Below are 26,852 nucleotides of genomic sequence, written 5' to 3'. Positions count from 1 at the left end.
GGGTACAGAATGCGGGTCGTTTATTACTCCACGGCGCCTAAACCAGGGTCACACGCCGGCGGTGTAAAGGTCATCTATGACCATTGCAACGCGCTTAACGATATGGGAATTCCCGCTGCCATCCTTCACGAGCGGCGGGGCTATCTTTATCGTTGGGCGCGGCGGCCCGCACCCACCATCGCAGCGACGGATCTCGGTCCGACAGACCACTTGGTCCTGCCGGAAATCAAGGCGGCCTCGCTCGCCCGGATGCTAGTTAAGGCCGGTATGCCGTACTCGATCTTCGTGCAGAACGGGTACTACTTGAACGAGCGTTGTCGGCACACGTCGGACGCCGACGTCTGTTTCGCATACCAGAACGCGGCAGCAATTCTCTCGATCTCGACCGACACGTCGGATCTCCTTGCCTTGCATTACCCAACGCTTGCTGATCGCATCGTGAACGTGCAATGCTCGATCGACGCGGACACCTTTTCAATCGGTCATGGCAAGCGCAATGTCCTCACATATATGCCTCGCAAGAACGGTCGGCATGCCGCTGCGGTTCTGTTCGCCCTGAAGCAACGCCTACCCTCAGGCTGGGACACGGTTGCGATCGATGGCATGAGCGAAACGCAAGTCGCGGAAACGCTGCGGACGTCCCGCATCTTCATGTCTTTCTCCGACTTGGAGGGCCTTGGCTTGCCTCCGATCGAGGCGGCGCTCTGTGGCAACTACGTGATTGGCTATCACGGCGGAGGTGGGCGCGAGTATTGGGGCGCTCCTAATTTCGAGTCGGTCGACACGGGGGACATCGGAGCCTTCGTGCGTCGGGTCCTCGCCAGAGTGCATCAACTGGGAGAAACACCCGCCGATGCCATCGGCGAGTTGCTCCCTGGTATTGAAGCCCTACGGGCACGTTACTCACCACACAACGAACAGGCGGCGCTCCGCCGCTTCGTTTCGACTATTGGCGCGACCGTTGCTCGCACACAGCCTGGCTCCGCGACACGCCTCGACTCGCTCTCGAAGCTACAACGACGAGCCAAGCTTCGCTGGTGGCTAGGCACGGTCGTAGCCGGCTGACTGAGCTATGCCGCGTGTGCCCGCGGGCACCGCTCAAAAGAGCTGTCCCGAGTCTTCCTGTTTCCAATTCATGATCACCAGCTCACGCCTCGTCTGAGGACGTCCCTGGGCGTTTGCCATGCTGTACTTGGTGTCGAGACCCATCATATGGTGGCCGGCGAAGGCTGCGCGAATGACGGGATGGTCGTTGATGGGCACCATGACTTTCCCTTGAGCCGCCCGCATCATCTCGGTCATTTCAACGTGGTTGTCGAAGGCGAACGGCACACCATGCTCGTCGGTCCGCCAGTATGCTGGCTCGAGATAGAAGAGCGTGTGTGACCGATCGTAACGTCGCATGCATTCCCGCCACGGAGGTTTTCGACGTTGGTGCCAGCGAGGCGTAGATGCGCAGCGAAGAAGTTCTCCTCAATCCGGCAGAGGTTGATCATCAGCGCGGTCGTGGCCGTGCCATACGTTTGGCGGTCAACTTTGCCGCCGAAGGCATGGTGATGTAGGTAGAAGAACCGCGCAGCTCTCTGAATGTTGGTAAGCGTTTCTTCTGATACCGGCGCAAGCCCGGCAACCGGCAATTCCATCGGAACGCTTGCCGACGTGCTTGACGCCTCCGAATCGCAGGGCAAGAGTGCGAACAGACCTATGACGGCTCAAGAACGTTGGAGGTTTAAACGATTCCCCGCAGGCCGATCACGAAGCTGACAACTGATCCGATCCCGATTAACCACGTGGCTCCCAGTGCGACGAAGAGCCACCATGGTGGCTGCATCGCGGTGATCGGGGCGTTGTTCGTGAGGATCAATATCGTCCGCTAGGCAACATCCCGATCCAGCACGATCGGCCGGCCAACCGGAAAGCGGTGGTGGTTGTAGGCCTGGAAGTACAGCGCGTCTGGGATCCATAAGATGGCGTTTAGGTGGTGCGTCTCGGCGCCGCGCACGAGGATGGCGCCGCGCTCGACGGTCACGGCTTGGCACTGCAGCAGGATCTCGTCACGGTCGTCACCGAAGAACTCAACCTCGAGGAAGATCGACTTGGCGGAATAGGTGGCTGGCATTGTTGGCTGGCCGACTACTGCATGAATGTACAGGTATTGGCGGCCTTCTAACTAAGACCGCTAGCCCGCCCGGAAACCCGCATGCAGCCGTGCCCAAAGTTTGGGCATGTAGTTAGAAGCGATTGCCGAGAAGCCTTGTCGATGCGACTGCGTCTGCAACGGTGGTCCGGCCCGCGCCATGTCACTGCCGCGCCTCATCGAGGCAGGAAGCCCGAAGACGTGCAGCGCAAACCTTCGATTTCCGACCCGGTATCCAAGGTTCTCGTCACCGCCCGCTTCTTTGTTCCCGCGCGTCTTGGCACCATGACAGCTCCCCAACCCACTTGGAGGACGTATGGACGCAAGCCATTCGCAAGAGCTGGTCAAGCATCTGAGAGAGGTCGTCGAGCGTCTCGACGACATGTCGTACTACGGCGCTTCGTCGACAAGCCAGCGAGTGCATTTGGCCGCTTTGGCGATGCAGGGATTGGTCACGAGCATGTCGGGAGAAATGGAAGTCGCGGCTGCCGCCAAGCGAGCCGTTCAGTACGCGGACGCCTTGATTTCAGCGTTGGAAGACGAGTAGCACCGCAGTAGGGAAGCGAGATGAAAAGCCCGCGTGGTCACAGCCACGCGGGCTTTTTGTTGTGGACTGGTATGTCCTCTTCGCGATGATGTGCCCGTCGTGGCCGCGCGCTCCCGCCCAGGCCGTCGGTAATCTACAGAAGCCAGCCCGTTTTCAGTATGAGCGGCAGCAGGCTGCTACTAATGTATCGGCAGGCAAGGGCGGGATGCGTTGGACGGCAACAATGCCGCTGCCCCCATCAGCGGCAACGCGCCGGTCACCGCGTCTCGTCCGAGCCTATTTCCTAGTCGGTTGCATTTGCCCGATACCTTCATTGGTATCGGGCTTTTTTCATTGCGCGCAAGCCGTCCCGAGCAAGGTTGTCGTTGGTACCGCCGATGGCGAGCGTACTCCTGAGGCTCGAATGCAAAACGCCCGATGAGGGTCATCGGGCGTTTTCGTACCGGCCGGATAAATCAATCAAAAGCGGGCATCGGAAATTACGGGTGAGTCGTTCGCGCGATCAGCCGCCAGCGAATGTGTCCCTGCAGCACCCCATGAACATGGTGGTTCGGCGGTGGCAAGGGATGTTCACGAGCCGAGACGGCGCTCGAACCGCAGCCCTCGCACCGGTAGATGCCTGAGTACGGGGCCTGGGCGCCCGGAGCGAGCACGAGCTCGTAGGCGGGGTCTTCCTCTTGCGTGAAATAGCGCGTGTCGTTGCAGAATGGCATATCTCCTCCTTGGAAAAAAGGCCGGGGAGCCATTACGCCATCAGTCAGCGCCGCTTCTGTCGTAATCGAGTTACCTTCTTTCGGATCCGATGCTGAGCCCTCCGACCTCCACTAGAGGAGCCTTCGTCAGAGGGCCCGTGCCGTTGGAGCTCGGCACGTCCTTTTCGCGACGATTGGACGGTCATGGTCGGGCGCGTCCATCGACGCCGTCGGTTGTCTACAGAACCGAGCCCGTTTTCAGTATGACGCGGGGCGCGCTGGAACTAAGGTATTGCCAGGCGAGGACGAGGTGCCTAGGCCGGTAACACGTCGGTGCCCCCATCAGCGGCGTTGCACCGGTCACCGTGCCTCGTCTGAGCCTATTTCCTAGTCGGTTGCATTTGCCCGATGCCTTCGTTGGCATCGGGCTTTTTTCGTTGTTCGAGGCGCTATCTCGTTCCGCTACCGCCGCTCTACTTGCCGACATGGAACTTCGCCTCGAAGGATCTGGCTCGTGCCGTTTCCGGGTCGAGTGCACAGGTGAAGGTGAAATTTCGCCATCCCCCGCGGCTGCGGGCCTGGCCGCTTCCTTCGAGGACGGTATTGCCCTTCAAGGTCAGGCTTTGCGGCGTGTCGTCGCCAAGGAATACGCGATCGACCTTGGCGTCGGTGCGCTTCAGTTCCTGCAGGGCCAACGGGCGGCACATGACTTCGGCGACTTTCTTGGCGTCGCTCCATTGGCTGGCGACATTGCGGTCCGCGGGCGTGCGCAGGGTGTCGATGGCACGATCGAGCGCCTGCCGTTGCGAGTCGTTCAACGGACTGTTGTCCTGGGCGACGGCAGGACAAGCGGCCATCGCGAAGAGGGTGGCCAGCAGGGCGCGATGCAGTCGGTTCGGTCGTGCCATACGAAGTCTCATCGAGTTGGAATATCGGCGATTCTACGGCGATGCCGGCGGGGCGGCATCATTGCCCGGGCGGCACACGTCCAGCGCGAGGCGCATTGCGCAGCGCAGGTGCACCGGCAAGCCGAGTTCGCGTTCGTGCTCGAGCACGGCGGTGAGCCGTTCGTCCAGTGTGTCGCCTTCGATCGCGTCGAATCCCAGCTGTCGGTAGAAGGGCCCGTTCCAAGGGAGATCGCGGAATGTGGTCAGCGTGACCGCCGACAACTGTTGCCGACGCGCATGCGCAATGGCCTCTGAGACCAGGGCGCGGCCCCAGCCCTGGCCCTGGCAATCGCGATGGACGGCAAGTTCCCAGATATGCAGTGCTTGCCCGAACCGCTCGGCGCTGACGAAGCCCCGCACCTTGCCGGTGTCATCCACCGCAACCCACGCGGTGCCCGCGGCAATGAAGCGAAGGTGGACGTCCGTCGAGAGGACGTCGTCGTCGGCAATCCATGCCAATGCCGGCACGGTTCTGAACAGCGCTGCGGCGGAGCGTTCGATGTCCGGCAGCGATGCCGCGTCGCTGGTTAGCGCGGGACGGATCAGCGGCGCCATGGTCGACGCATGCTGCAAGCGCGCGAAGTCATCATGCCTCGGTGTCGTCGTTCGCTGGCTGCTTGATCTCGCGGATCACGCGCGCCGGGTTGCCGACCGCGACCACATTCGGCGGAACATCGCGTGTGACCACCGCGCCTGCGCCGATGACGCTGTTCTCGCCGATCGTCACGCCCGCGAGCACGATGGCGCCGCCGCCGAGCCAGACGTTGTTGCCGATCACGATAGGTTTGGCCGCTTCGTACTTCTGCCGCCGTAGTTCCGGATCGACCGGGTGTGTCGGCGTCAGCAATTGCACATTGGGCCCGATCTGTACGTCTTCGCCGATCGTGATCGGCGCGACGTCCAGTGCCATCAGTCCGTAATTGACGAAGGTACGTGCGCCGACGGTGATGTGTTTGCCGTAGTCGACGTAAAGCGGCGGCTTGATATTGACGTCCGGTCCGACGGCGCCAAGCATTTCGTGCAGGACCTGCTGTGCGCTGTCGAGATCGACGGCATAGCGCGTCTCGTATTCGCGCGACAGGCGATAGGCGCGGCGCGATGCGGCCTGTAGTTCAGGGTCTTCGGCGATATAGAGATCGCCGGCAAGCATTCTTTCCTTTTGACTGCGATGGTCGATCTTCTCGGTGTCGGTGCTCGACATGGGTATTCGGATGGCTTGTTGTCGCGCGGCCGATCATAGCAGGGGCGACGCAATCTTCCTCGCGGCGAGTCAATCGCCGCCGTCGCCACCACCGTCGCCCGCATCCCCTTCATGGCCGTGGCCATCGCCGCGGTCATAGCGCGTGCGCTGCTGGATCTGCCCATCGGGCCCGTGAATCACCAGTTCGACCTTGTCCTTGCTCGCTTTTTCGCGTCCGGCCGCGATGGCCTCTTCCTGCGATGGATAGTGCGAGGTGGCGCCGTCGGTATCTTCGACGGTCACCGCCCATCCGTGGTCGGCAGGCAAGACGTGGACGGTACGATTCATGGCTGTTTTCCATTCCCCGGCAGGCGGCGTTGGCGGTGCCTCCGCTGCCTGCCGGGGATCAAGCCGCAAGGCTTTCCTGTTCGGTGAGGCGGCGGATCTCGCCGTCGGCTTCCTGGACCAGCAGGCCTACGCCGCGCCGCCGGGCGGCGGCCATGGCGAGCTGCAGCGCGTCATCGCGTCCGTCGTAGCGCAGGATCGATTGCGCCTGGCCTTCGACGGACAATTCCCATCCGGTATGGGTGGCTTTCAATACGAAGTTGCGTGGCATGGTCTTCGGTCGAGAGCGGAGGGAATCTGCATCGTAGTGCATCGCGATGGCAGCCAGTATGCGAGTTCGTCCTACGTCATCCTTTGGACGCCGCCGGATCGTGGCCGAAGCTGTTGCGCATGCGGATCTGCCCATCGCGGCCGTGTACCAGCAATTCGACGCGGTCGCGCCGCGCCGCATCGGTGGCGACTTCGATCGCTTCTTCCTGCGTGTCGTGATGCGAACTGGCTTGCGGTTCGCCTTCGCGGCTGACGTTCCAGCCGCTGCCATGCGGCGTCACATGGATATTGCGTCCTGCCATGGTGGCACCTCGTGGTTGGTAACCTGGTTGGAGACTTTCTTCCTTTCTAGAGCGGGGGCGAGGCGTGTGGTATCGGTGGCTGTCCGACAGGGGGACTGGCGCGAAGCGGGACCGGTCGCGTCAGCCGCGCCACCACCGCCATGCGAGCAGTGCCGCCGCCAGCCACAGCGCCACCACGATGGCCGCGCCCCAATAGTTTCGTGGCTTGCCGCGCCGTTCGTCGAGCCAGCGCTGCGCCTGGGCGCGGCAGGAGTGGGCAAGGGGAGCAGGCAGGGTGCGCAGCGCGCACCAGATCAGCGCAGGCAGCAGGACGATCTCGTCGAGGTAGCCGAGCACCGGCACGAAGTCCGGAATCAGGTCGATGGGACTGAACGCATAGGCGACGATCAGCGCGCACAGTCCGCGGGTCAGCCACGGCGTTGCAGGGTGGCGGCAAGCGAACCAGAGCGTCAGCACGTCGCGTCGCAGTCGTGCGGCCCACGCACGCAAGGTCTGGAACATGGCGGGATGTCGGGATGGCGGGATGCCGGGGAAGCCGTGGCGCTGGAGCGGATACCGCACGTTGGCGCGGCAGCGCGCATGCTAGCATGCCTCGCATCGAGGTCACGGGAGAGAACATCATGGCCAAGCGCGAACGGCCCGCACGTGCGCTGCAGGATGAAGTGAGCCGCCGTATCCAGCGGCTCGATGAAATCGTCGACGAAGGTCTGAAGGTGCGGGTGCCCGTGCCGCAGCCGCATCCGCGCGACGCGCGCGGGCGCAACTGGGATATGCAGGGCTTCGGCCATGTCCGCGGCCATGAGCGCGCGATCCGGGCCGTGGTCGACAAGGTGCGCGACGAATTCGATCTGTCCGACAATCCCGCCACGCCAACGGACCCGTTCACCCCGGCGTCCTGATTCGGCGGGCGGATCGGCGGGTCGATCGGCGGGTCGATCGGCGCGTCGATCGGCCCACCGAAAAATCACCATCGGCGCACGTTCAGCGCAATATCGGCGCCCGATCAGCGGCCCATCACGGCTTCATGCCGGCTCGCGTTCGGGCATGCCGGTGCAGGGCCCGTTCCGGCAAGGCCGCGGCGAATCGCCGCCGAGAATGGCGGACGCCAGCGCGCGCCCGCGCTCGCCGAGCGCGCGATACCGCTCCAGCAGTTCCAGGTTCTGGCGGATATGCTGCTCGGAAAACATCGAGGTGATGACGATGCCGTGCTCGCCGGCAAGGCTTAGCGCGAAATGCATCGCCAGTTCCTGCTCGGTCAGATCGTCCAGTCCGAGCTTGCTGACGGCCTCGCGCACCGGCCGGCTGGCCGCGCTGCCTGCCAGGCTGTCGGGCCCGCCGCCATAGGGCCGCGACAGAAAGCGCTGCCGCCCGGCGCCCATGCCGGCATGCAGGCGGTCGAGCACGTTCAGGTTGGCCTCGAACAGCCATGCCGGCGCCTGCTGCGCAAGCGGGGTTGCCATGATCTGCGGCGAATCGATCGTCACGCCCCACTGGCCGATCTTGCCGTCGCGCTGCGCGTCGTCCAGGAAGCGCTGCAGTTCGTCGGTCAGCACCTCGGGCGAATGCGGCTCGTGGATCAGGTAGTAGTCGATGCGCTCGCTGCGCAATTGGCGCAGCGATTGCTCCAGGCAGCTGCGCGCATAGCCGACCTCGTAGTTGCGCTGCGACAGCGCAACGCGCGAGGCGGCATGAACCATGCGGCGGCCGCCGGGCATGCGCTTGAGCCAGCCGCGGGCGAGGCTCTTGGCCAGGCTGAGCGCGCGGGTATTGCGCGGCGGCACCACGCCGAACTTGCTGGTGATCGTCACGTGCTGGCGCTTGCCGGCCAGGAATTCGCCGAGCAGCGCCTCCGCCTCGCCGAAGCCATAGGAACGGGCGACGTCGAAGTGGCGGATGCCGTTATCGTATGCGATCGCCAACGCCCGCAGCGATTCCTTCCTGCCCACCCGGCCCAGCATGGGAGCACAACCGAAGCCCAATCGTCCAGACAGTTCCTTGGAATGCTCACTCACCTTGGCGCTCCTGCGGTCGCTACGGCAACGGGCTCGTCGAGCGGTTCGACGGAAGAGGGGATCCGGGCCGCCACGGGCGTGACGTCGGTCGCCATGTCGTTAGTCATGCGAGCGTCGTTTCGGTTCGCGGCATCGCTTACCGCATCGTTGGCCGCTTCGTTCGCCAGTTGTGCCGCAATGTCGTCGGCAATGCGCGCCGACAGCGCGACGATGGTCAGGGTCGGGTTGGCCTGTCCCGACGACGGGAATACTGCGCTGCTGGCCACGTACAGATTGTCGGTGCCGAACACGCGGCAGCGTGGGTCCACCACGCCGTCGCGCCAGTGCGCCGCCATGCGCGCGGTGCCGATCTGGTGAAAGCCGTCCGCCGCCTGGGCCAGCACCGCGTCGATGCGCTCGGCTTCCGGCATCCAGTAGTCCAGCCGGCCGGCACCGGTCTTGCGCAGATGCCGGTCGAGCAACGCGTGGCAGCGGACCACCGAATCGGCATCGGCCTGCTGATAGCGCAGATCGATCCGCAGCCGGCGCATGCCGTGGCAGTCGGTGCTGTCGGCCAGCGTCACGCGGCTTTCCCGCGAGGGCAACTGCTCCGCATGATAGTGCAGCGCATAGACATTGTTCGGGCTTGGCAGAAAGAAGCCGGGCAGCCGCGGCCGTGCGAAATAGCGCCGATAGACGAAGGGCGGCACGAAGGTCGCGATCTTGGCCAGGTCCTTGCAGACATTGCGGACATGGGCGCCGCGGTCCTTGCGCGCGCTGGCGTTGGCCACCAGCTTGGCGATCGCGGGCGGCGCCAGATAGCGGCTGATCACCGGCGTGCACAGCGCGAGGTAAGCGAACGACAGGATGCCGTTGCCGTGCGCGGGATCGGCGGGCGGATGGTTGTCGAGCCACATCGCGGTGTTGAGCAGCCGCTGTTCGCGTTGCACGCGGGCCGGCACGGTAAAGCGGCGGCGCGCATAAAACCCCTGCGCGTCGCGCTCGAAATGGTAGACGGTGCGCGACGCATCCGAGTCGAAACGTACGCTGGCAATCTTGCCGGAGATGTGACCCATGTAATGCCGTCCCAGCAGACCGCTGCGATTGCCGAGTCGGTCGCCGTGCCGCGCATTGACGTTCAGCAGCAGCCGCGTCACCTCGAGCCCGCCGCAGGCCAGCACGAAGTGGTCGGCGACGATGCGCGTGCGCGCGGTGCCGCGGGCCACCACGATGCTGGCGACATGCTCATGATCGGCGCTCGGTTCGATATCGACGCAGGTGGCGCCGAGCAGCAGCTGCACGGTGGGATCGCGCTCGAACCAGTCGCGATAGCGGCGCGCAAAATTCGGTTCGCCGCTCCAGCGCTCCAGATCGGAGGCGATCACGTCGCCCGGCTGGAAGCGCGCGGTGATGGGGCGGCTCGCCGATTCCGCGGCGAGGCGATCGAGCGTGAAGGTGGGTTGGCCGCAGTTGGTGTATTCGCAGGCGCGGGCGTAATAGGGCAGCAGCTCGTCATAGCGGATCGGCCAGGCAGTGTCGGGCGCGTAGTCGCGCGCCTCGAAATCGATCGGATCGAACGGGATGCAGCGCCCGCCCCAGAGCCAGGACGTACCGCCGAATGCGCGTCGCACGGCGTCCTGCATCGTGGCATGGCGGCGCGCATCGGCGATCTCGGCATCGCACATTGCCTGCGCGTCGTTCTGGAAGGTCTCGCCGCCGCTTTCGACGAGAATCACGGCGATGCCGCGCCGGGCGAGTTCCCTTGCGCAGGTGATGCCGGCCGGCCCTGAGCCGACCACGCAGACGGTCGTACGCAAGCTCGCTTGGTGCGAGGGGGGACGCAGTACCATGGGGGTTCTCCGGCAGCCTGGCGATCGCGGGATGACGCGGGACGGCCTGCCGCACGCCCGGTGGGGCGCGAGAGGCATGGGCCGGTTCGACACGCTCAATCTATGGGTCGGGTTGACCAGCGTCCGTGCGTTGCCACACGCAGTGCTGCGCTGCGCAAGAGCGCGTGCCAGCGTCGCGGCCAATCAGGCGGCGTGCTCCAGCATGCCGATCTCGCGCGTGGCCACCGACAGCATCGACAGCCCGGTGGCGCCGGCCGCGCGCTGGTCGGCCAGCATGCGGCCGAAGCGTTCGAGCGGCGCGTGCCGGGCCTGGCGCCAGCGCTCGATCAGTCCATCGGCGCCTTCTTCGCGCGTGCCGCCGCCGGCCTGCTGCAGCACGCTGACGGTCAGCGCGCGCTTGAGCCGGTCCAGATCGTCCAGCGTGGTGGTGCGCGCGAGCAGATCCCAGTGCGTGTCCGCCGGCAGCGCCTGCGCGCGTTCGCGCAGCCAACCGAAGCTCAGATGCCGGTCCAGCGCGAAATAGACATCCGCCACCTGCGCCAGGCTGCGCTCGCAGCCCGAGGCAACCTCGGCGATATCCAGGGCGGCGACGGCGATATCGCCGGCCGCCACCTGCAGGGCCAGCGCGTCGTCGATGCCGAGCGCGGTCAGCGACTCGCGCCGCTGGGTCAGCGCGGCGGCCTCGTGCTCGGCCAGCAGCGTCGGCAGCCGCGGCGTCAGCCAGACCGCCGCGGCGGCGTAGTCCGGCCGCGCGCCCGCCGGCGCACCGTTGGTCGGGCGCCGCCGCAGCAGCCATAGCGTCGCGCCTTCGAGCAGCCGGGCCAGGCCGGCGAACATGCCGGCCTGCACCTCGTCGGCGACGCGGTTGTCCAGCGCGTCGATGGCCTGCCACAACCCGGTCAGTCCGAACACATCGCGCGCGGTCAGGCAGGCGCGCACGATATCGGCCGGGCGCGCGTCGGTCTCCTCCATCATCCGGTGCACGAAGGTCGGGCCGACGCGGTTGACCAGCGTGTTGGTCAGATAGGTGGCGAGGATCTCGCGACGCAGCGGGTGCCGCTGCATCGCGTCGGCGTAGCGCGCACGCAGCGGTTGCGGGAAATAGTCTGCCAGCAGGCCGGCCACGGTCGGGTCCTCCGGCACGTCGGAGGCAAGCAGCGCGTCGTACAGCCACATCTTGCTGTACGCGAGCAGCACCGCGCGCTCGGGCGAGGTCAGGCCGAGCCCTGCGGCCTTGCGCTCGACGATCTCCTCGTCGGGCGGCAGGAATTCGATCGCGCGATTGAGCCGGCCCGCGCGTTCGAGCGCGCGCATCAGCCGGGCCTCGATATCGAGCACGTCCGCGGCACGCCGGTTGGCGATCGACAGCGCCTGGGTCTGGTAGTAGTTGTCCTGCAGCACCAGCGCCGCCACTTCGTCGGTCATCTCGGCCAGCAGCTTGTTGCGCTGCTTGTCGGTCATCTCGCCATCGGCGACCACCAGCCCGAGCAGAATCTTGATATTGACCTCGTGATCGGAGCAGTCGACGCCGGCCGAATTGTCGATCGCATCGGTATGGATGCGGCCGCCCGCGAGCGCGAATTCGATGCGGCCGCGCTGCGTGAAACCGAGGTTGCCGCCTTCGCCGACCACCTTGCAGCGCAGCGACGCGCCGTTGACGCGCACCGCGTCGTTGGCGCGGTCGCCCACCTGCTGGTGGGTCTCGTCGGTGGCCTTGACGTAGGTGCCGATGCCGCCGTTGTACAGCAGGTCGACCGGCGCCGTCAGAATCGCCTGGATCAGCTCGGCCGGGGTCAGGGCCGCCGCCTCGATGCCGAGCGCGGCGCGCACCTGCGGCGTCAGCGCGATGGTCTTGGCGCTGCGCGGGTGCACGCCGCCGCCGGCCGAGATCTTGCTCGCATCGTAGTCGGCCCAGCTCGAACGCGGCAACGCGAACAGCCGGCGCCGCTCTTCCAGGCTGACGGCGGTATCCGGATCGGGGTCCAGGAAGATATGGCGGTGGTCGAATGCGGCCAGCAGCCGGATATGGGGAGACAGCAGCATGCCGTTGCCGAACACGTCGCCGGACATGTCGCCGATGCCGACGACGGTGAAGTCGGTCGACTGGATATCGATGCCGAGCTCGCGGAAATGCCGCTTGACCGATTCCCAGGCGCCGCGCGCGGTGATCGCCATCTTCTTGTGGTCATAGCCGACCGAGCCGCCGGAGGCGAAGGCATCGGCGAGCCAAAAGCCGTATTCGGCCGAGATCGCGTTGGCATAGTCCGAAAAGCTGGCGGTGCCCTTGTCGGCGGCGACCACCAGATAGGGGTCGTCGTCATCGTGCCGCACGACCTGGGGCGGCGGCACCACCGCGCCGCCGGCCAGGTTGTCGGTGACATCGAGCAGGCCGCGCAGGAAGGTCTGATAGCAGGCGACCCCTTCTGCCATCCAGGCATCGCGATCGGTGGGCGAGGGCGGCCGCTTGACGACGAAGCCGCCCTTGGAACCGACCGGCACGATCACCGTATTCTTGACCATCTGCGCCTTCATCAGCCCGAGCACCTCGGTGCGGAAGTCTTCACGGCGATCGGACCAGCGCAGTCCGCCGCGCGCAACACGGCCGCCGCGCAGATGCACGCCTTCGACGCGCGGCGAGTAGACCCAGATCTCGAACATCGGCCGCGGTTCGGGCAATCCGGCCACGCGCGCCGGATCGAGCTTGAACGACAGGCACGGGCGCGGCGTGCCGTCGGCACTCAGGCGGAAACAGTTGGTGCGCGTGGTGGCCTGAATCACGCCGAGGAACTGGCGCAGAATGCGGTCCTCATCGAGATTGGGCACCTCGTCGAGCGCGGCACCGATCGCCTCGAGCAACTGCGCGCAGCGGGTCTCGCGCGCCGGGGCCGAGCCGGCATCGTTGGCAGGATCGATGGCGGGATCGAAACGCGCGGCGAACAGCGCCACCAGCAGCGCAGCAATGCGCGGATTGCCGGTCAGCGCGCGCTCGATATAGGCGTCGCTGAAGGTCGAGCCGACCTGCCGCAGATACTTCGCGTAGGCGCGCAGGATCGTCACGTCGCGTGCCGGCATCTCGGCCAGCAGCACCAGCCGGTTCAGGTCGTCGTTCTCGATCGCGCCATCCCAGGCCCGGGCGAAGGCGTCTTCGAACAGGTCCTTGGCGCGGGCCATGTCGAGCTCGGCGCCGCCGATCAGTTCGAGGCCGAAGTCATGGATCCACAGCGGCGCGCCCTCGTCGGGCTCGATCCGGTAGGGCCGTTCCTCGTGCACGCGCACGCCGAGATGCTCGAGCATCGGCAGGCTGTGCGACAGCGCGATCGGCTCGCCGGCGCGATAGACCTTGAAGCGGAATGCGCCAGGCGGGGCCTCGATCGGCCGATACAGATTCATCGACAGGCCGTTGCGCCGCCGTGCCAGCTCCATCAGCTCGATATCGCGCACCGCGGTGCGCGCGGGGTAGTCCTCGCGATAGCCGGCGGGAAACGAGTCGCCGTAGCGGCGCAGCAGCCGGTTGCCCTGTTCCTCGCCGGCCTTGTCGAGCAGCGCCGCCGCGAGATCGTCCTGCCAGCGGCGTGTCGCGGCAACGATGCGTTCCTCCAGCGCGCGCGTATCGACCTCGGGCATGGTGCCGGGCTCGCCGCGCACGGTCAGATGGATGCGCGCCAGCGGGGACTCGGACAGCTGCGGCGTGAACTCGCAGCTCGTGCCGCCGAACGCCTGCATCAGCAGCTTCTGGATGCGCTGGCGCAAATCGGTGTTGTACTTGTCGCGCGGCACGAACACCAGGCAGGAGACGAAGCGGTCGAAGCGGTCGCGCCGCACGAACAGCCGGATGCGCTGATGTTCCTGCAGCCGCAGGATGCCCAGCGCGATGTCGAACAGTTCGTCCTCGCTGGCCTGGAACAGTTCGTCGCGCGGATATTGCTCGAGGATCGTGACCAGCGACTTGTACAGATGGCCGCGCTGCAGAAAGCCCGCTCGCGCCAGGATATGGGCGCACTTGCGGCGCACCAGCGGTATCTCGCTGGTCGACACCATATAGGTCGTCGACGTGTACAGCCCGAGAAAGCGCCGCTCGCCGAACAGCTTGCCGTTGGCATCGAGCAGCTTGATGCCGATGTAGTCGAGATAGCCGGGCCGGTGCACCGTCGAGCGCGAGTTGGCCTTGGTCAGGAAGATCGGCGATTCGCCCTGGATGATGGCGGTCGCCGCAGGCGGCAGCGGCGTCAGGTCCTCCGCGGTGGGCGCGCGCCGGCTTTCGCGCAGAAGGCCCGCGCCGGAGCCCGCCACGCCGCGCAGAAAGAAGCGGCCGTCCTGCTCGACCAGCTGGTAGTCGCGATGGCCGAGGAAGCAGAAGTGGTCGTCGACCATCCACTGCAGCAGCGCGCAGGCTTCGGCCGTATCGCCTTCATTGCCGCCGGGCAGGCGCTGCAGATCGGCGATGCTGGCGCGTGCGATGTCCAGCATCTTCGGCCAGTCTTCGACCGCGGCCCGCACATCGCCGAGGATGCGTGTGATGCCGGCCCGCAGCGCCTCCAGCTGTGCCGGCTCGCTGCAGCGGTCGACCTCGAAGTGGATGAACGATTCGAGCCGCGATTCGGGGTCGGGCGCCTTGTCGCCTCCCAGCGCGATGCGCGCGATGCCGCCGTCCTGCCCGCGCCAGACGCGGAATACAGGATGGAAGGCCGAATGCAGCGTCAGGCCATGCCGGTTGATCTCCATCGTCACCGAGTCGACCAGGAACGGCATGTCGTCGTTGACCATCTCGATCACGGTGTGGTCGGAATGCCAGCCGTGCTGTTCGAGGTTGGGGTTGTAGACGCGTACTTGCGCGCGGCCTGGCACGAAGCGTTGCGCGGTCTGCCAGTGGGCCATCGCGGCGCCGTAGAGGTCGGCGATATCGCGCTCGGCCAGATCCTCGGCGTCGGACACGTCGTAGTAGTGCCGCAGCAGCGGTTCCGCGATGGCGAAGACGGCGTCCGGCAGGCGGGCTCGCGCAAACTCCACCAGATCGGCCAGTTGTTGTTCGACGCGTTCTTCGCTGTCCGCTTGCATGATGTCTCCTTGGGGGAGGCCGCCGGCCGTCGTATCGGGTCGCATCGCATGCGATCGCGCGGTATGGCGACTATCGCGTCATATCGGTGCGATGCGCGGCAGTCCGTCGGAGGGCGAGGCGAGTGCCGGTGCCTGCTCTTAATGTAGAGCATAAACACGGCGTTGGCGGGACAAGGGGAAAGCGGGGCGGGGAGGGCCGGCGTGGGCCGGTGCTGCGAAGGAGCAGCGAGGGCAGCGAGGGCAGCGAGAGCAGCGAGAGCAGCGAGAGCAGCGAGAGCAGCGAGAGCAGCGAGAGCAGCGAGGGAGGAGCGTGGCGGCAGCCAGGGAAGAGGCGGACCGCCGCCGGCTGGGGCGGTCCGCGCGCGGCGCCCGATTACTCGAGCGTGATCTTCTGCTCCTGCGCGATCTTCTTGCGCAGTTCCAGTTCGCGCTTGATCTGCGCGGCGAACTGCTGCGGCGTGTTGCCATCCGGATAGGCGCCGCTTTCGGTCAGCCGGCGCTTGGCGGCCGGATCCTGCAGCGCCTTGACGGCGGCATCGTGCAGGCGTGCCACGATCGCGGGCGGCGTGCCGGCCGGCGCGACCAGGCCATACCAGGCCATATTGTTGTTGTCCTTCATGCCTTCCTCGGCAAAGGTCGGCACATCGGGCAGCCCTTCGACGCGCTTGGGTGCGGCCACCGCCAGCGCGCGCAGCTTGCCGGCCTGGATATGCGGCATCGACGACGGCAGGTTGTCGAACTGGCCGCTGACCTGGCCGGCCAGCGTGTCGTTCAGCGCCGGACCGGAGCCGCGATACGGCACGTGGACCATGTCGGTCTTCGTGGTCAGCTTGAACAGCTCGCCGTCCAGATGCGAGATGCTGCCCTTGCCGGCCGACGCATAGCTGTACTTGCCGGGCTCGGCGCGCAGCAGCGCGATGAACTCCTTCAGGTTCCTGGCCGGGACCTTCGGATTGACCGTCAGCACGTTCGGCACGTTGACCAGATTGGTGATCGGCGCGAAGTCCTTCAGCGGGTCGTACGGATTCTTCGGATTGGTGGCCGGGTTGGTCGCCATGGTGCTGACCGTGGCGATGCCGATGGTGTAGCCGTCGGGCGCGGACTTGGCGAGCGCATCGGCGCCGATCGCGCCACCGCCGCCGCCACGGTTCTCCACCACCACGGGCTGGCCCAACTGGCGGCCAAGCGCGTCGGACACCGCGCGGGCGACGATATCGGTGGTGCCGCCGGCGGCGAACGGGACGATCAGCCGCACCGGCTTGTTGGGATAGGCCTGGGCGTGCGCGACGCCGTGGGTCAGGCCGAGTGCGGCCACGCAGGCTGCCACGCTGGCGGTCAATGCGGATTTCAAGAATGCCTCCATCTGTTGCGTTGGCCGGCGCATCGCGAGAGGGGCGGGGCACCGGTCGGGGTCGGGCAAGGGTTCCGTATAGCGGAACTTGGTTTCGTAATATGCCCGGACCGGCATTCAACCCGGAATGGCGCGGCGGGGATATCAGTAACAACCCGTAACAGGGAACCCGTAACAACGAGGTGCGCTGAACGAGCCGCAGGCACGCGAGGTAAGGGAAGCGTGAAGGAGGCGGCAAACAAAAAGGCCGGGCTGCGATGCAGTCCGGCCTTTCGAGAATTCGCTGGTGGGGCGTGAGTGACTCGAACACTCGACCTACGGATTAAGAGTCCGCTGCTCTACCAACTGAGCTAACGCCCCAACGAAGTCCGCTATTCTAGCGCGGACTTCCGGGGTTTGCAAGCACTGAAGCGATGCCGGAGACGCCTGACAGCGAGCAACCCCTGCGCGGCTACAATGCCCGGCTGTCGCGCGCGGGCTGCTGCCGCGGCGACATTCCCCGGAGACCTGGATCGATGCATGCCCGCGTGTTGCGCTATCTGGATGAAGTGGTCCGCTGCGGGTCGATCCGCAAGGCGGCCGCGGTGCTGCACGTCGCGCCGACCGCCATCAACCGGCAGATTCTGGATCTGGAGGCCGAGCTCGGGGCGCCGCTGTTCGAGCGCATCCAGCGCCGGCTGCGGCTGACGCCGCTCGGGGAGATGGTGCTGGCCCACGTGCGGCAGACCCTGCGCGAGCACGACGCGCTGCGCGAGCGGATCGCGGCCTACCACGCGGGACAGCGGGGCATCGTCACGATCGCTACTACCGCCGGCCTGGCGGGTTCGCTGTTGCCCCCGCTTGTTCACGATTTCCGTCGACGCCATCCCGGCATCGTGGTGCGCGTGCTGGACCTGCCGGTGGCCGAGATCGTCGCCGCGCTGGCCGACGGTGACGCCGAGCTCGGGCTGGGCTACGACGTGTCACCGGCGCCGGCCTTCGCAACGCTGGCCGGCGGCGAATGGCCGATCGGCGCGGTGGTCGCACCCGGTCATCCGCTCGCCGAGCAGTCGTCGGCCCTGCTGGCCGAATGCGTCGGCTATCCGCTGATCCTGCCGGTGGCCACGATGTCGCTTCGCGGTCTGCTCGATGATGCGTTCGTTCGGGCCGCGATTCCGGTGCCCGCGGCGGTCGAGGCCGGGTCGACCGTGCTGATGCGGCGGCTCGTGATGCTCGGCGCCGGCATCGCGCTGCTCAACCCGCTCGACGCCATCGAGGAACTGGAGGCCGGCACGCTGGCGTTCGTGCCGTTGCGCGATCCTGGCTTGCCGCTGCAGCGGCTCACGCTGTTCGCCCGGGCACGCAGTCCGCTCGATTCGGCGGCCTCCCTGATGGCCGAACGGATCGGCGCAGCGTTGAAGGCGCTGTCCGGCGGGACCGGGCGTTAGCGCGCGCCCTGTCGGCAAAGGCATCCGGCGGCAGAGCGGCGTCCCTGCCGGTGTGCGCGCAATGTGCACACCGTGGGCGCAAATCGGCGCTATCGCGCGGCCGGCCGCTCGCCGTAGACTGGCGCCCGCTATCCCAGCGCCGACCATCCGGCTATCCGACTATCCGACTATCCGCCATCAGGGAGACAACGATATGACGCTGATCCTGACCCACGCCGACGTCCTGGTGACCATGGACGCGAACCGCCGCGAGATTGCCGACGGTGCGCTGGTGGCTGAGGGGCCGGCGATCCGGTGGGTCGGCGCAACCGCCGATCTGCCGGCCGACTGGCGCGCGCGCATCGACGATGGCAGCGCACAGGTGCTCGACATGCGCGGCCATGTCGTGCTGCCCGGCCTGATCAACACGCATCACCACATGTACCAGAGCCTGACGCGCGCGGTGCCGGCCGCGCAGGATGCCGAACTGTTCGGCTGGCTCGGCGAGCTGTACATGCTGTGGGCCAATCTGACGCCGCGCATGATCGCTGCGTCGACCCGCACCGCGATGGCCGAACTGATGCTGTCGGGCTGCACCACCACCAGCGACCACCTCTATCTGTATCCGAACGGTTCGCGGCTGGACGATGCGATCGAGGCCGCCGCGCAGATGGGCATGCGCTTTCATGCGGCGCGTGGCTCGATGAGCGTCGGGCGCAGCAAGGGCGGGCTGCCGCCCGATGCGGTGGTGGAGCAGGAGGAGGCGATCCTGCGCGACAGCCAGCGGCTGATCGAGCAGTACCACGATGCCTCGCGCCACGCGATGCTGCGCGTGGTGCTGGCGCCGTGCTCGCCGTTTTCGGTGTCGCGCGAGCTGATGCGCGAGTCGGCCACGATGGCGCGCCACTATGGCGTCTCGTTGCATACCCATCTGGCAGAGAACGACAACGACGTCGCCTATTCGCTGGAGCGCTTCGGCATGACGCCGGCGCAGTATGCCGAGGACCTGGGCTGGGTGGGCCACGATGTCTGGCACGCGCACTGCGTCAAGCTCGATGCCGACGGCATCGCGCTGTTCGCGCGCACCGGCACCGGCGTCGCGCACTGTCCCTGCTCGAACATGCGGCTCGCTTCGGGCATTGCGCCGGTGCGCGCGATGCGCGACGCCGGGGTGCCGGTCGGGCTCGGTGTCGACGGCAGCGCGTCCAACGACGGCGCGCACATGCTGGGCGAGGCGCGCCAGGCGATGCTGCTGCAACGTGTGGGTTATGGGCCGGCGGCGATGGGCGCGCGCGAGGCGCTGGAGATCGCCACGCTGGGCGGCGCGAAGGTACTGAACCGCGACGATATCGGCGCGCTCGCGCCCGGCATGTCGGCCGACTTCGTCGCCTTCGACATGTCCGCGGTCGGCTATGCGGGCGCTGGACACGACCCGGTCGCCGCGCTGGTGTTCTGCACGCCGGGCACGGTGTCGACCAGCGTGATCAACGGCAGGGTGGTGGTGCGCGACGGCGTGCTGCAGAGCGCCGATCTGCCGACGGTGCTGGCAGAGCATCGGCGCATGGCGCGGGAGCTGGTGCAGGCCCGGCGCTGAACGTCCGGCGTGCGCTGGTTACAGCCAGACAAAATGCCAAACAAAAAGGCCGGCGCTGCGAAGCAGCCCGGCCTTTTCTACAATATTCGCTGGTGGGGCGTGAGTGACTCGAACACTCGACCTACGGATTAAGAGTCCGCTGCTCTACCAACTGAGCTAACGCCCCAACGAAGTCCGAGATTCTAGCATTATTTGTAAAGTTGTCAAATCCCGGCGCGGCTTGCCGCTTCAGCTCGCGTGACAAAATTTGCGGGTGCGAATGGGAACTCGGGATGGCGGCGGCAGTCTCGGCAGATGACCGATCTTCGCAAAGGACTTTTCTGCGAGGCCGGCGGGACCCATGTTAGGATGCCCACTCACTTGCAATGGAGGGCTGTACCGATGGAGATCAAATTCCAGGAGCAAGATCGTTATGACATCAATAACGAAGGCTTGCTGTTTCACGCCATTGTCGACGGCCAGAAGGTGACCTGCGTGGTCACGCGCGAGGCATTGTGGGAAGGATTCAGCGCCGATCAGGTGCTGTCGCTCGAAGAAGCATTCCGCGCCGGCCGCGATACCATCGAACGCGCCGCAGTCGTGTTGATCGAACAGGGCGTGCCGCAGCCCATCGTGGTCAAGCGCGCGCACGTGGCGCCCGTCTGAGCAGGGGCGCCAGCATCGGACCGCTACGGTCCGGGCAACAGGGCGCGCTGCGTCTGGACCCAGTCTGGCGCCGGTTTCATACCGGCGTTTTTCATTTCCGCTTATCCCCGCTTTGTCTTTTCGATCGCGCCCGCTGTGACTTCCGGCCGGGTGGCTTGAACCGATTCGCCCGATTCGCCTGACTCGCCCAACTCGCCCAACTCGCCTGATCCTGCCGGTTTTGCGGCCTCGTGCGGGCACTCCTCGAACACCCGCACCGTACATGTCGCGCAGATCTGCGGATCCAGCGTCGGCACGATGCTGTGCAGCGCGTGCCGCTTCGTGGCGAAGATATGGTCCTCGCCGAGCTTGGCGATAAACCCCGTCTGCGCCCAGGTCTGCAGCACCTGCGTGCGCGGACGATGGAAATAGAGATCGCCGCCCAGCGCGCGGCGCTCGGCCAGTTCTGCCTCCCACATTTCCGCGCCGGCCAGGTCGATGAAATTCATGCTCTTGGTCATCGCCAGCAGGCGCGTCTGCGTGGGAATCTGCGCGCGCGCCTCGTGCAGCCGGTCGGTGACGTACTGAACCGCGCCGAAGAAGATCGCGCCTTCCATCCGGATCAGTTTCAACTGCGGGCATTCCGGCTGCGGGCGGCGCAGTTCGTCCAGCGGCGTGAAGCGCCGGTCGGGATCGTCGGCGTCCGGCACCAGCGTACGCACCGCCGGCCGCGACGTCCGATATAGATAGGCCACCAGCGACAGCACGGTACCGAGCAGCACGGCCATTTCCAGCCGGATCATCAGCGTGGCGCCGAAGGTGCCGAGCGCGATCGCGAACTCCGTGCGCGAGAGCCGCGCAATGCGTCGCAGCCGCGCGAAATCGAACAGCCCCCACGCCACCAGCAGCAGCATCGCCGCGATCGCCGCCAGCGGAATCTGCGCCAGCAGCGGCGCGCTGACCGCGACCAGCGCGACCAGCAGCAGCGCGGAGAACACGCTGGCCAGCGGCGTCTGCGCGCCGGCCTCGAAATTCGGCATCGAGCGATTGAGCGAGCCGCAGGAGATATAGGCCGAGAAGAAGCCGCCGGCGACATTCGACAGCCCCTGGCCGATGAATTCCCGATTGGCGTCGATGTGCTGGCCCGACCGCAGCGCGACGGCCTTGGCGATCGAGATCGACTGGCCGAGCGCGACGATGGTCAACGCCGAGGCGATGCCGAGCAGGTCGGACAGGCGGTCCCAGGGGATGTCGGGAATGCGAAAAGGGGGAATGGCCGCCGGAATCGGACCGACCACGTCGACATGATGCGCGCCGCCCCAGCCGCTGCGGTTCAGCAGCCAGGCGCAGACGAAGCCAGCCAGCAGCCCGAGCAGCATGAACGGCAGCCGGCGCGAGACGCGCTTGACTGCCAGCGTGACGGCCAGCGTCATGGCGCCTACCGCCGCCGCGCTCCAGTTGATGGTGGCGGCCTGTTCGAACAGGTGGCGCACCACCCCGAAGGCGCTGGTGCCGGTTGGCACCTGCAGCCCGAACAGATCCTTGAGCGCATACAACGCGATCAGCGACGCCGCGCCGCAGGTAAAGCCGAGCAGCACCGACGGCGAGATGAAATTGGCCAGCGAACCGAGCCGCAGCGTGCCGACCGCCAGTTGCAGCACGCCGACCAGGATCGTGACGACCAGCGCCAGATTGATGTATTCGGGACTGCCGGCGAAGGCGATCGGGCTGAGCATCGCGAACAGCGCCAGCGAATTCGCATTGGTCGGGCCGGACATCACGTGCCAGCTCGAGCCGAACAGCGCGGCAACGATGCAGGGCACCACCGCGGCGTAGATGCCGTATTGCGGCGGCAGCCCGGCCAACGTGGCGAACGCCACGCCCTGCGGCAGCACCAGCACCGCGCCGAGCAGGCCGGCCAGCATGTCGGCGCGCAGCGTCGCCGTGGTGACGCGATGGCGCCAGGCCGGCAGCAGCCGTTGCCAGCCGCGGGCGGGGCAGCTCACCGCCGGGGCCGTCACCGCGGGGTCGCGGGAACGGCGTCCCGCGGCAGGTCAGTGGCGCCGGCGACGTTCGTCAGGCGGGCGGGAAGAAAGGCGAAGGAAGGAAGCGGTTGCAAGGCTTGCATGGCGGGCCCGAGGGGCTGCGCGACGGCTCGTGGGCCGGCGCGTCGGTAGAGTCTCTGCCCCGCATGATAAGCGATGCCACCGCCATTCGAAAAACATCGCCCCGGGCGGGCGATGTGTTGGGACCGATGAGTCGGCCGCTCGGGGAGGATCAAGCGGCCGCTGCAGCGATCGCCGCAACGGCCCCGATGTTCACCCCAGCCGCATCGTGGCAACCACCGGCGTATGGTCCGACGGCTGTTCCCATTTGCGCGGCGTGCGGTCGATCGTGCAGTCCGTGCAGCGCTCGCGCAGCGCCGGCGACAGCAGGATATGGTCGATCCGCAGGCCGGCATTGCGGCGGAACGCCAGCATCCGGTAGTCCCACCACGAGAAGCTCTTCTCCGGCTGCTCGAACAGCCGGAAGGCGTCGGCGAAGCCCAGTTCGAGCAGCCGCTGGAAGGCGGCGCGCTCGGGCGGCGAGACCAGGTTCTGGCCTTCCCACTTCGCCGGGTCGTGCACGTCCCGGTCTTCGGGCGCGATATTGAAGTCGCCCAGCAGCGCCAGCTTCGGATAGCGCTGCAGCTCCTCGCGCAGCCACGCGGTCAGCGCCTCGAGCCAGCGCAGCTTGTAGGCGAACTTGTCGCTCTCCGGTGCCTGGCCATTGGGAAAGTACGCGCAGATCAGGCGCACGTCGCCATAGGTGCCGGCGACCACGCGCTGCTGTTCGTCTTCGAAGCCGGGGATATTGCGCACCACGTCGGTGGCGGGCGGCATGGTGGTGTTGCGCGCCAGGATCGCCACGCCGTTATAGGTCTTCTGGCCGACGAAGATGCTGTGGAATCCGGCACTCTCCAGTTCCGCCAGCGGGTACTTGTCCTCGGGCAGCTTCAGTTCCTGCAGGCACAGCGCGTCGATCGGCGTATCGGCGTTCTCCTGCGCGATCAGCCAGTCCAGCACCTGCGGCAGCCGGATCTTCAGCGAGTTGACGTTCCACGAGGCGATCCGCAGCGTGGCCGGCGCGGTGGCGGGCACGGGTGGCGGCAGCGTGCTGCCCGGCGCGGGAACGGCTGGAGCGGCCGGAGCGGCCCCATCGAGGCCGCCCGGCAGGTCGTGCGGCGCGCCGCTCATGCCGCCATCCCGCCGTGGCGCAGCAGCGCGTCGATCTGCGGCGGCCGGCCGCGGAACGCGGTGAACGATTCCATCGCCGGGCGGCTGCCGCCTACCGACAGGATCTCGCGGTGATAGCGCGCGCCGGTCTCGCTGTCGAGCACGCTGCCGGTCAGCTGCGCGGCTTCCTCGAAGGCGGCGTAGACATCGGCCGACAGCACCTCGGCCCACTTGTAGCTGTAGTAGCCCGCCGCATAGCCGCCGGCGAAGATATGGCTGAAGGTGTTCGGCCAGCGCGACAGCGGGTACTGCGGCACCACGTGAATGCGGTCGTTGATCTCGCGCGACAGTTCCAGCACCGACTTGTCGCCATCCGGATCGAAGTCCGTGTGCAGATGCATGTCGAAGGCCGAGAACACGATCTGGCGCAGCGTCATCATGCCGTTCTGGAAATTCCTGGCCGCCAGCATGCGCTCGAACAGCGCCCGCGGCAGCGGCTCGCCGGTGTCGACATGGCGCGTCATATCGGCCAGCACCTCGTATTCCCAGCAGAAGTTCTCCATGAACTGCGAGGGCAGCTCGACCGCATCCCATTCGACGCCGTTGATGCCGGACACGCCCAGCTCGCCGACCTGGGTCAGCATGTGGTGCAGGCCGTGGCCGAACTCATGGAATAGCGTGATGACTTCGTCGTGCGTGAACAGCGCCGGCTTGTCGCCGACCGGCGGCGAGAAATTGCAGGTCAGGTAGGCGACCGGCGTCTGCACGGTGCCGTCGCTGCGCTCGCGGCGGCCGCGCGCGTCGTCCATCCAGGCGCCGCCGCGCTTGCCTTCGCGCGCGTACAGGTCCAGGTAGAACTGCGCGAGGAGCGCGCCGTCCGGCGTGGTGACGCGATAGAAGCGCACGTCCTTGTGCCAGGTCTGCGCCTCGTCCGGTGCAATGCGCACCGAGAACAGCTTCTGCACGACGCCGAACAGGCCTTCGAGCACCTTGGGCTCCGGGAAGTATTGCTTGACCTCGTGCTCGGAGAAGGCATAGCGCTGCTGGCGCAGCTTCTCGGACGCATAGGCGACGTCCCACGGCGCGAGTTCGGCCAGGCCCAATTCCTTCGCGGCGAATTCGCGCAGCTCGGCCCAGTCGCGCTCGGCATAGGGGCGGGCCTTGGCGGCCAGCTCGTCAAGGAAGCGCAGCACCTCGGACGGCGAATCGGCCATCTTGGGCACCAGCGACACCTCGCCGTACGAGCCATAGCCCAGCATCCGCGCTTCTTCGCGACGCAGCGCCAGTTGCTCGCGCATATTGGCCGTGTTGTCCCAATCGGCCTGGCCGGTGCCGTATTGCGGACTCAGCTCGGAGGCGCGCGTAACGTTGGCCTCGTACAGCGTCTGGCGCAGCGCGCGGTCGTCGGCGTACTGCAGCACCGGGAAATACGAGGGGAAATGCAGCGTGAACTTCCAGCCTTCCTTGCCGTCCTTGGCTGCGGCCTCGCGCGCCGCTTCGAGCGTGTCGGGCGGCAGGCCGGCCAGGCGGGCCGGGTCTTCGATCACCAGCGAATAGGCGTTGGTCGCGTCTAGCACGTGGTCGGAAAAGGCCTTGCCCAGTTGCGCCTGCTTTTCCTGGATTTCGGCGAAACGCGGCTTCTGGTCTTCGGGCAGCTCGGCGCCGCCGAGGCGGAAGCCGCGCAGTTCGTTATCGAGCAACTGCTTGCGGGCCGGGCTCAGCGTCGCGTACTCGGGGCTGGCGGCCAGCGCCTTGTACTTTTCGTAGAGCGCCAGATTCTGGCCCAGCGAGGACCAGAACTCGGTCATGCGGGGCAGGTTTTCGGCATGGGCCTGGCGCAGCGCGGGCGTATCGGCGACCGAGCTCAGATGGCCCACCACGCCCCAGGCGCGGCCCAGCGGCTCGGTGGCCTGCTCCAGCGTGTCGACGGTATCGGCCCAGGTCGCCGGCCGGGCCGGATCTTCGACCAGCGCGACGGCACGTTGGGCCGCTTCGAGCAGCACGTCCAGCGCCGGGCCGATATGCTCGGGGCGGATCTCGGCGAAGCGGGGCAGGTCGCTGAAATCGAGCAGCGGGTTGGCGGCGTTCTTGTCGGCTTGGTCCATGGCTTTCTCGTTGGCGGTGACGTTCGGATATTCCGCAGCTTGGGGCGGATCCGCGGTTTTCCAGCGTGGGTTTCGGGCGGCTTCCCCGAGCGAGCTATCGATCGAGTTCTTGAGCGAGTTTTCGAGCGAGTTTTCGAGCGAGTTTTCGAGCGAGTTTTCGAGCGAGTTTTCGAGCGAGTTTTCGAGCGAGTTTTCGAGTGTACCGGCGCTCGCCTCAGCCCGCCGCGCGCTCGGCCGCCTCCAGCGTATTGATCAGCAGCATGGTGATCGTCATCGGGCCGACGCCGCCGGGCACCGGCGTGATATGGCCGGCGACTTCGCGCACGCCGGCGAAGTCCACGTCGCCGCACAGCTTGCCGGCGTCGTCGCGGTTCATGCCGACATCGATCACCACCGCGCCGGGCTTGACCATGTCGGCCGTGATCAGGTTGCGGCGGCCGACCGCCGCGACGATCACGTCGGCCTGGCGGGTATGGGCGCCGAGGTCGCGCGTCTTGCTATTGCAGATCGTCACGGTGGCGCCGGCCTGCAGCAGCAGCATCGCCATCGGCTTGCCGACGATGTTCGAGGCGCCGACCACCACCGCGTGCGCGCCGCGCAGCGGGTACTGGATCGACTCGAGCATCTTCATGCAGCCGTAGGGCGTGCAGGGACGGAACAGCGGTGCGCCAGTCATCAGCGCGCCGGCGTTGGCGACATGGAAGCCGTCGACGTCCTTCTCCGGGGCGATCGCCTCCAGTACCTTGTGGCTGTCGATGTGCCTGGGCAGCGGCAGCTGCACGAGGATGCCGTGGATTTTTGGGTCGCGATTCAGTTCGTCGATGCGGGCCAGCAGATCGGCCTCGGACAGATCGGCCGGATAGCGGTCCAGCGACGAGAAGAAACCATTGTCCTCGCATGCCTTGACCTTGTTGCGGACATAGACCTGGCTGGCCGGGTCCTCGCCGACCAGGACCACGGCCAGCCCCGGCTGGTGACCGCGTTCGGTCAGGCGGGCGGCGCGCTGGGCGGCTTCGGAACGGATTTGCTTGGCAAGGGCGTTGCCGTCGATCAATTGGGCAGGCATGGGCGGGGACGCAGAAGCGGCTGGGAGATGGGAGATGAAAATCGGGGAGCGACGGGACGAGCCGGCCGGCATGCGCGCCGATGGCCAAGGTCTGCCGTCGCAAAGGGGGACATTATAAGGTGTCGCGCCGTGGCGGGCGGCGCGGGCGCCGCCGCACCGCGGCGCGCGGACGGCG

The 26,852-nt window shown here is 66.7% G+C and carries 23 protein-coding genes and 2 tRNA genes; 6 read left to right on the top strand and 19 right to left on the bottom strand.

All coding sequences use genetic code 11. The annotated features are described in order from the left end of the window. Window positions 1–9: 9 nt before the first annotated feature. Window positions 10–1,065: a hypothetical protein gene (locus tag HTY53_RS06805; protein WP_174105747.1), complete on the top strand. Its 1,056-nt coding sequence runs from the start codon at window positions 10–12 to the stop codon at window positions 1,063–1,065. Between the two features lie 33 nt (window positions 1,066–1,098). Here the strand turns inward: HTY53_RS06805 and HTY53_RS24610 are convergent, their stop codons facing one another. Beyond that, a complete protein-coding gene (locus HTY53_RS24610) occupies window positions 1,099–1,404 on the bottom strand; it encodes a hypothetical protein (protein ID WP_217435526.1) in 306 nt (101 codons plus the stop codon). 469 nt (window positions 1,405–1,873) lie between these two features. Further along, window positions 1,874–2,119, bottom strand: a complete 246-nt coding sequence (locus tag HTY53_RS06795) for a hypothetical protein (RefSeq protein WP_174105745.1) — start codon at window positions 2,117–2,119, stop codon at window positions 1,874–1,876. Window positions 2,120–2,453: 334 nt separating this feature from the next. On the opposite strand from HTY53_RS06795, the gene HTY53_RS06790 reads away from it, so the two are divergent. Further along, window positions 2,454–2,684: a hypothetical protein gene (locus HTY53_RS06790; protein WP_174105743.1), complete on the top strand. Its 231-nt coding sequence runs from the start codon at window positions 2,454–2,456 to the stop codon at window positions 2,682–2,684. Window positions 2,685–3,849: 1,165 nt separating this feature from the next. Here HTY53_RS06790 and HTY53_RS06785 read toward each other — a convergent pair. The 7 genes from HTY53_RS06785 to HTY53_RS06755 all read right to left on the bottom strand — a co-directional run bounded on the left by HTY53_RS06785 (window position 3,850) and on the right by HTY53_RS06755 (window position 6,921). Beyond that, window positions 3,850–4,284, bottom strand: a complete 435-nt coding sequence (locus HTY53_RS06785; protein WP_174105741.1) for a DUF930 domain-containing protein — start codon at window positions 4,282–4,284, stop codon at window positions 3,850–3,852. A 33-nt stretch (window positions 4,285–4,317) separates the two neighbouring features. Continuing rightward, the gene (locus HTY53_RS06780) at window positions 4,318–4,878 is read right to left on the bottom strand and encodes a GNAT family N-acetyltransferase (RefSeq protein WP_174105739.1); all 561 of its coding nucleotides are present in this window, start codon (window positions 4,876–4,878) and stop codon (window positions 4,318–4,320) included. Between the two features lie 31 nt (window positions 4,879–4,909). Further along, the gene (locus HTY53_RS06775; protein WP_174105738.1) at window positions 4,910–5,524 is read right to left on the bottom strand and encodes a sugar O-acetyltransferase; all 615 of its coding nucleotides are present in this window, start codon (window positions 5,522–5,524) and stop codon (window positions 4,910–4,912) included. A gap of 69 nt (window positions 5,525–5,593) precedes the next feature. Beyond that, entirely contained in the window at window positions 5,594–5,851 is a 258-nt protein-coding gene (locus HTY53_RS06770) for a DUF2188 domain-containing protein (protein WP_174105736.1), read from the bottom strand. Between the two features lie 58 nt (window positions 5,852–5,909). After that, on the bottom strand, window positions 5,910–6,119 hold the full coding sequence (locus HTY53_RS06765) for a DUF2188 domain-containing protein (protein WP_174105734.1): 210 nt from the start codon (window positions 6,117–6,119) through the stop codon (window positions 5,910–5,912). Between the two features lie 76 nt (window positions 6,120–6,195). After that, window positions 6,196–6,420 carry a DUF2188 domain-containing protein gene (locus tag HTY53_RS06760; RefSeq protein ID WP_174105732.1) on the bottom strand — a complete coding sequence of 75 codons (225 nt, stop codon included), beginning with the start codon at window positions 6,418–6,420 and terminating at the stop codon, window positions 6,196–6,198. Between the two features lie 120 nt (window positions 6,421–6,540). Beyond that, the gene (locus HTY53_RS06755) at window positions 6,541–6,921 is read right to left on the bottom strand and encodes a YkvA family protein (protein WP_174105730.1); all 381 of its coding nucleotides are present in this window, start codon (window positions 6,919–6,921) and stop codon (window positions 6,541–6,543) included. Window positions 6,922–7,040: 119 nt separating this feature from the next. On the opposite strand from HTY53_RS06755, the gene HTY53_RS06750 reads away from it, so the two are divergent. Then, window positions 7,041–7,319 carry a hypothetical protein gene (locus HTY53_RS06750; RefSeq protein ID WP_174105881.1) on the top strand — a complete coding sequence of 93 codons (279 nt, stop codon included), beginning with the start codon at window positions 7,041–7,043 and terminating at the stop codon, window positions 7,317–7,319. Between the two features lie 123 nt (window positions 7,320–7,442). On the opposite strand, the gene HTY53_RS06745 is transcribed toward HTY53_RS06750, so the two are convergent. The 5 genes from HTY53_RS06745 to HTY53_RS06725 all read right to left on the bottom strand — a co-directional run bounded on the left by HTY53_RS06745 (window position 7,443) and on the right by HTY53_RS06725 (window position 17,027). Next, on the bottom strand, window positions 7,443–8,432 hold the full coding sequence (locus HTY53_RS06745) for an aldo/keto reductase (protein ID WP_174105728.1): 990 nt from the start codon (window positions 8,430–8,432) through the stop codon (window positions 7,443–7,445). Next, on the bottom strand, window positions 8,429–10,261 hold the full coding sequence (locus tag HTY53_RS06740) for an FAD-dependent oxidoreductase (RefSeq protein WP_174105726.1): 1,833 nt from the start codon (window positions 10,259–10,261) through the stop codon (window positions 8,429–8,431). The genes HTY53_RS06745 and HTY53_RS06740 overlap by 4 nt, the downstream gene beginning before the upstream one ends. A 183-nt stretch (window positions 10,262–10,444) precedes the next feature. Continuing rightward, complete coding sequence (locus tag HTY53_RS06735) at window positions 10,445–15,316, bottom strand: NAD-glutamate dehydrogenase (RefSeq protein WP_174105724.1); 4,872 nt, start codon at window positions 15,314–15,316, stop codon at window positions 10,445–10,447. A gap of 373 nt (window positions 15,317–15,689) precedes the next feature. After that, the gene (locus tag HTY53_RS06730) at window positions 15,690–16,700 is read right to left on the bottom strand and encodes a Bug family tripartite tricarboxylate transporter substrate binding protein (RefSeq protein WP_371556656.1); all 1,011 of its coding nucleotides are present in this window, start codon (window positions 16,698–16,700) and stop codon (window positions 15,690–15,692) included. Between the two features lie 251 nt (window positions 16,701–16,951). After that, window positions 16,952–17,027: transfer RNA gene (locus tag HTY53_RS06725), tRNA-Lys, on the bottom strand. A gap of 155 nt (window positions 17,028–17,182) precedes the next feature. Here HTY53_RS06725 and HTY53_RS06720 point away from each other — a divergent pair. Both HTY53_RS06720 and HTY53_RS06715 read left to right on the top strand, forming a co-directional pair. After that, window positions 17,183–18,094 carry a LysR family transcriptional regulator gene (locus HTY53_RS06720; protein WP_174105720.1) on the top strand — a complete coding sequence of 304 codons (912 nt, stop codon included), beginning with the start codon at window positions 17,183–17,185 and terminating at the stop codon, window positions 18,092–18,094. Between the two features lie 193 nt (window positions 18,095–18,287). Then, window positions 18,288–19,667, top strand: a complete 1,380-nt coding sequence (locus tag HTY53_RS06715; protein WP_174105718.1) for an 8-oxoguanine deaminase — start codon at window positions 18,288–18,290, stop codon at window positions 19,665–19,667. 90 nt (window positions 19,668–19,757) lie between these two features. On the opposite strand, the gene HTY53_RS06710 is transcribed toward HTY53_RS06715, so the two are convergent. Continuing rightward, window positions 19,758–19,833: transfer RNA gene (locus tag HTY53_RS06710), tRNA-Lys, on the bottom strand. A 215-nt stretch (window positions 19,834–20,048) separates the two neighbouring features. On the opposite strand from HTY53_RS06710, the gene HTY53_RS06705 reads away from it, so the two are divergent. Then, window positions 20,049–20,312, top strand: coding sequence for a DUF1488 domain-containing protein (locus HTY53_RS06705; RefSeq protein ID WP_006579010.1), 264 nt, complete (start codon window positions 20,049–20,051; stop codon window positions 20,310–20,312). Window positions 20,313–20,413: 101 nt separating this feature from the next. On the opposite strand, the gene HTY53_RS06700 is transcribed toward HTY53_RS06705, so the two are convergent. From HTY53_RS06700 to folD, 4 genes are all read right to left on the bottom strand, one after another. Beyond that, on the bottom strand, window positions 20,414–22,216 hold the full coding sequence (locus HTY53_RS06700) for a SulP family inorganic anion transporter (RefSeq protein WP_174105880.1): 1,803 nt from the start codon (window positions 22,214–22,216) through the stop codon (window positions 20,414–20,416). 393 nt (window positions 22,217–22,609) lie between these two features. Further along, window positions 22,610–23,407, bottom strand: a complete 798-nt coding sequence (xth, locus tag HTY53_RS06695) for an exodeoxyribonuclease III (RefSeq protein WP_174105879.1) — start codon at window positions 23,405–23,407, stop codon at window positions 22,610–22,612. A gap of 116 nt (window positions 23,408–23,523) precedes the next feature. Continuing rightward, the gene (locus tag HTY53_RS06690; RefSeq protein WP_174105716.1) at window positions 23,524–25,611 is read right to left on the bottom strand and encodes a M3 family metallopeptidase; all 2,088 of its coding nucleotides are present in this window, start codon (window positions 25,609–25,611) and stop codon (window positions 23,524–23,526) included. Window positions 25,612–25,825: 214 nt separating this feature from the next. Next, on the bottom strand, window positions 25,826–26,677 hold the full coding sequence (gene folD / locus HTY53_RS06685) for a bifunctional methylenetetrahydrofolate dehydrogenase/methenyltetrahydrofolate cyclohydrolase FolD (RefSeq protein ID WP_174105714.1): 852 nt from the start codon (window positions 26,675–26,677) through the stop codon (window positions 25,826–25,828). Window positions 26,678–26,852 lie beyond the last annotated feature (175 nt).

Origin of the sequence: Cupriavidus gilardii, from assembly GCF_013314895.1 — a bacterium.
In the GTDB taxonomy this organism is placed as follows: domain Bacteria; phylum Pseudomonadota; class Gammaproteobacteria; order Burkholderiales; family Burkholderiaceae; genus Cupriavidus; species Cupriavidus gilardii_C.
Note: the sequence above shows the minus strand (reverse complement) of the source record. Positions and strands in the feature narration are given on the sequence as shown.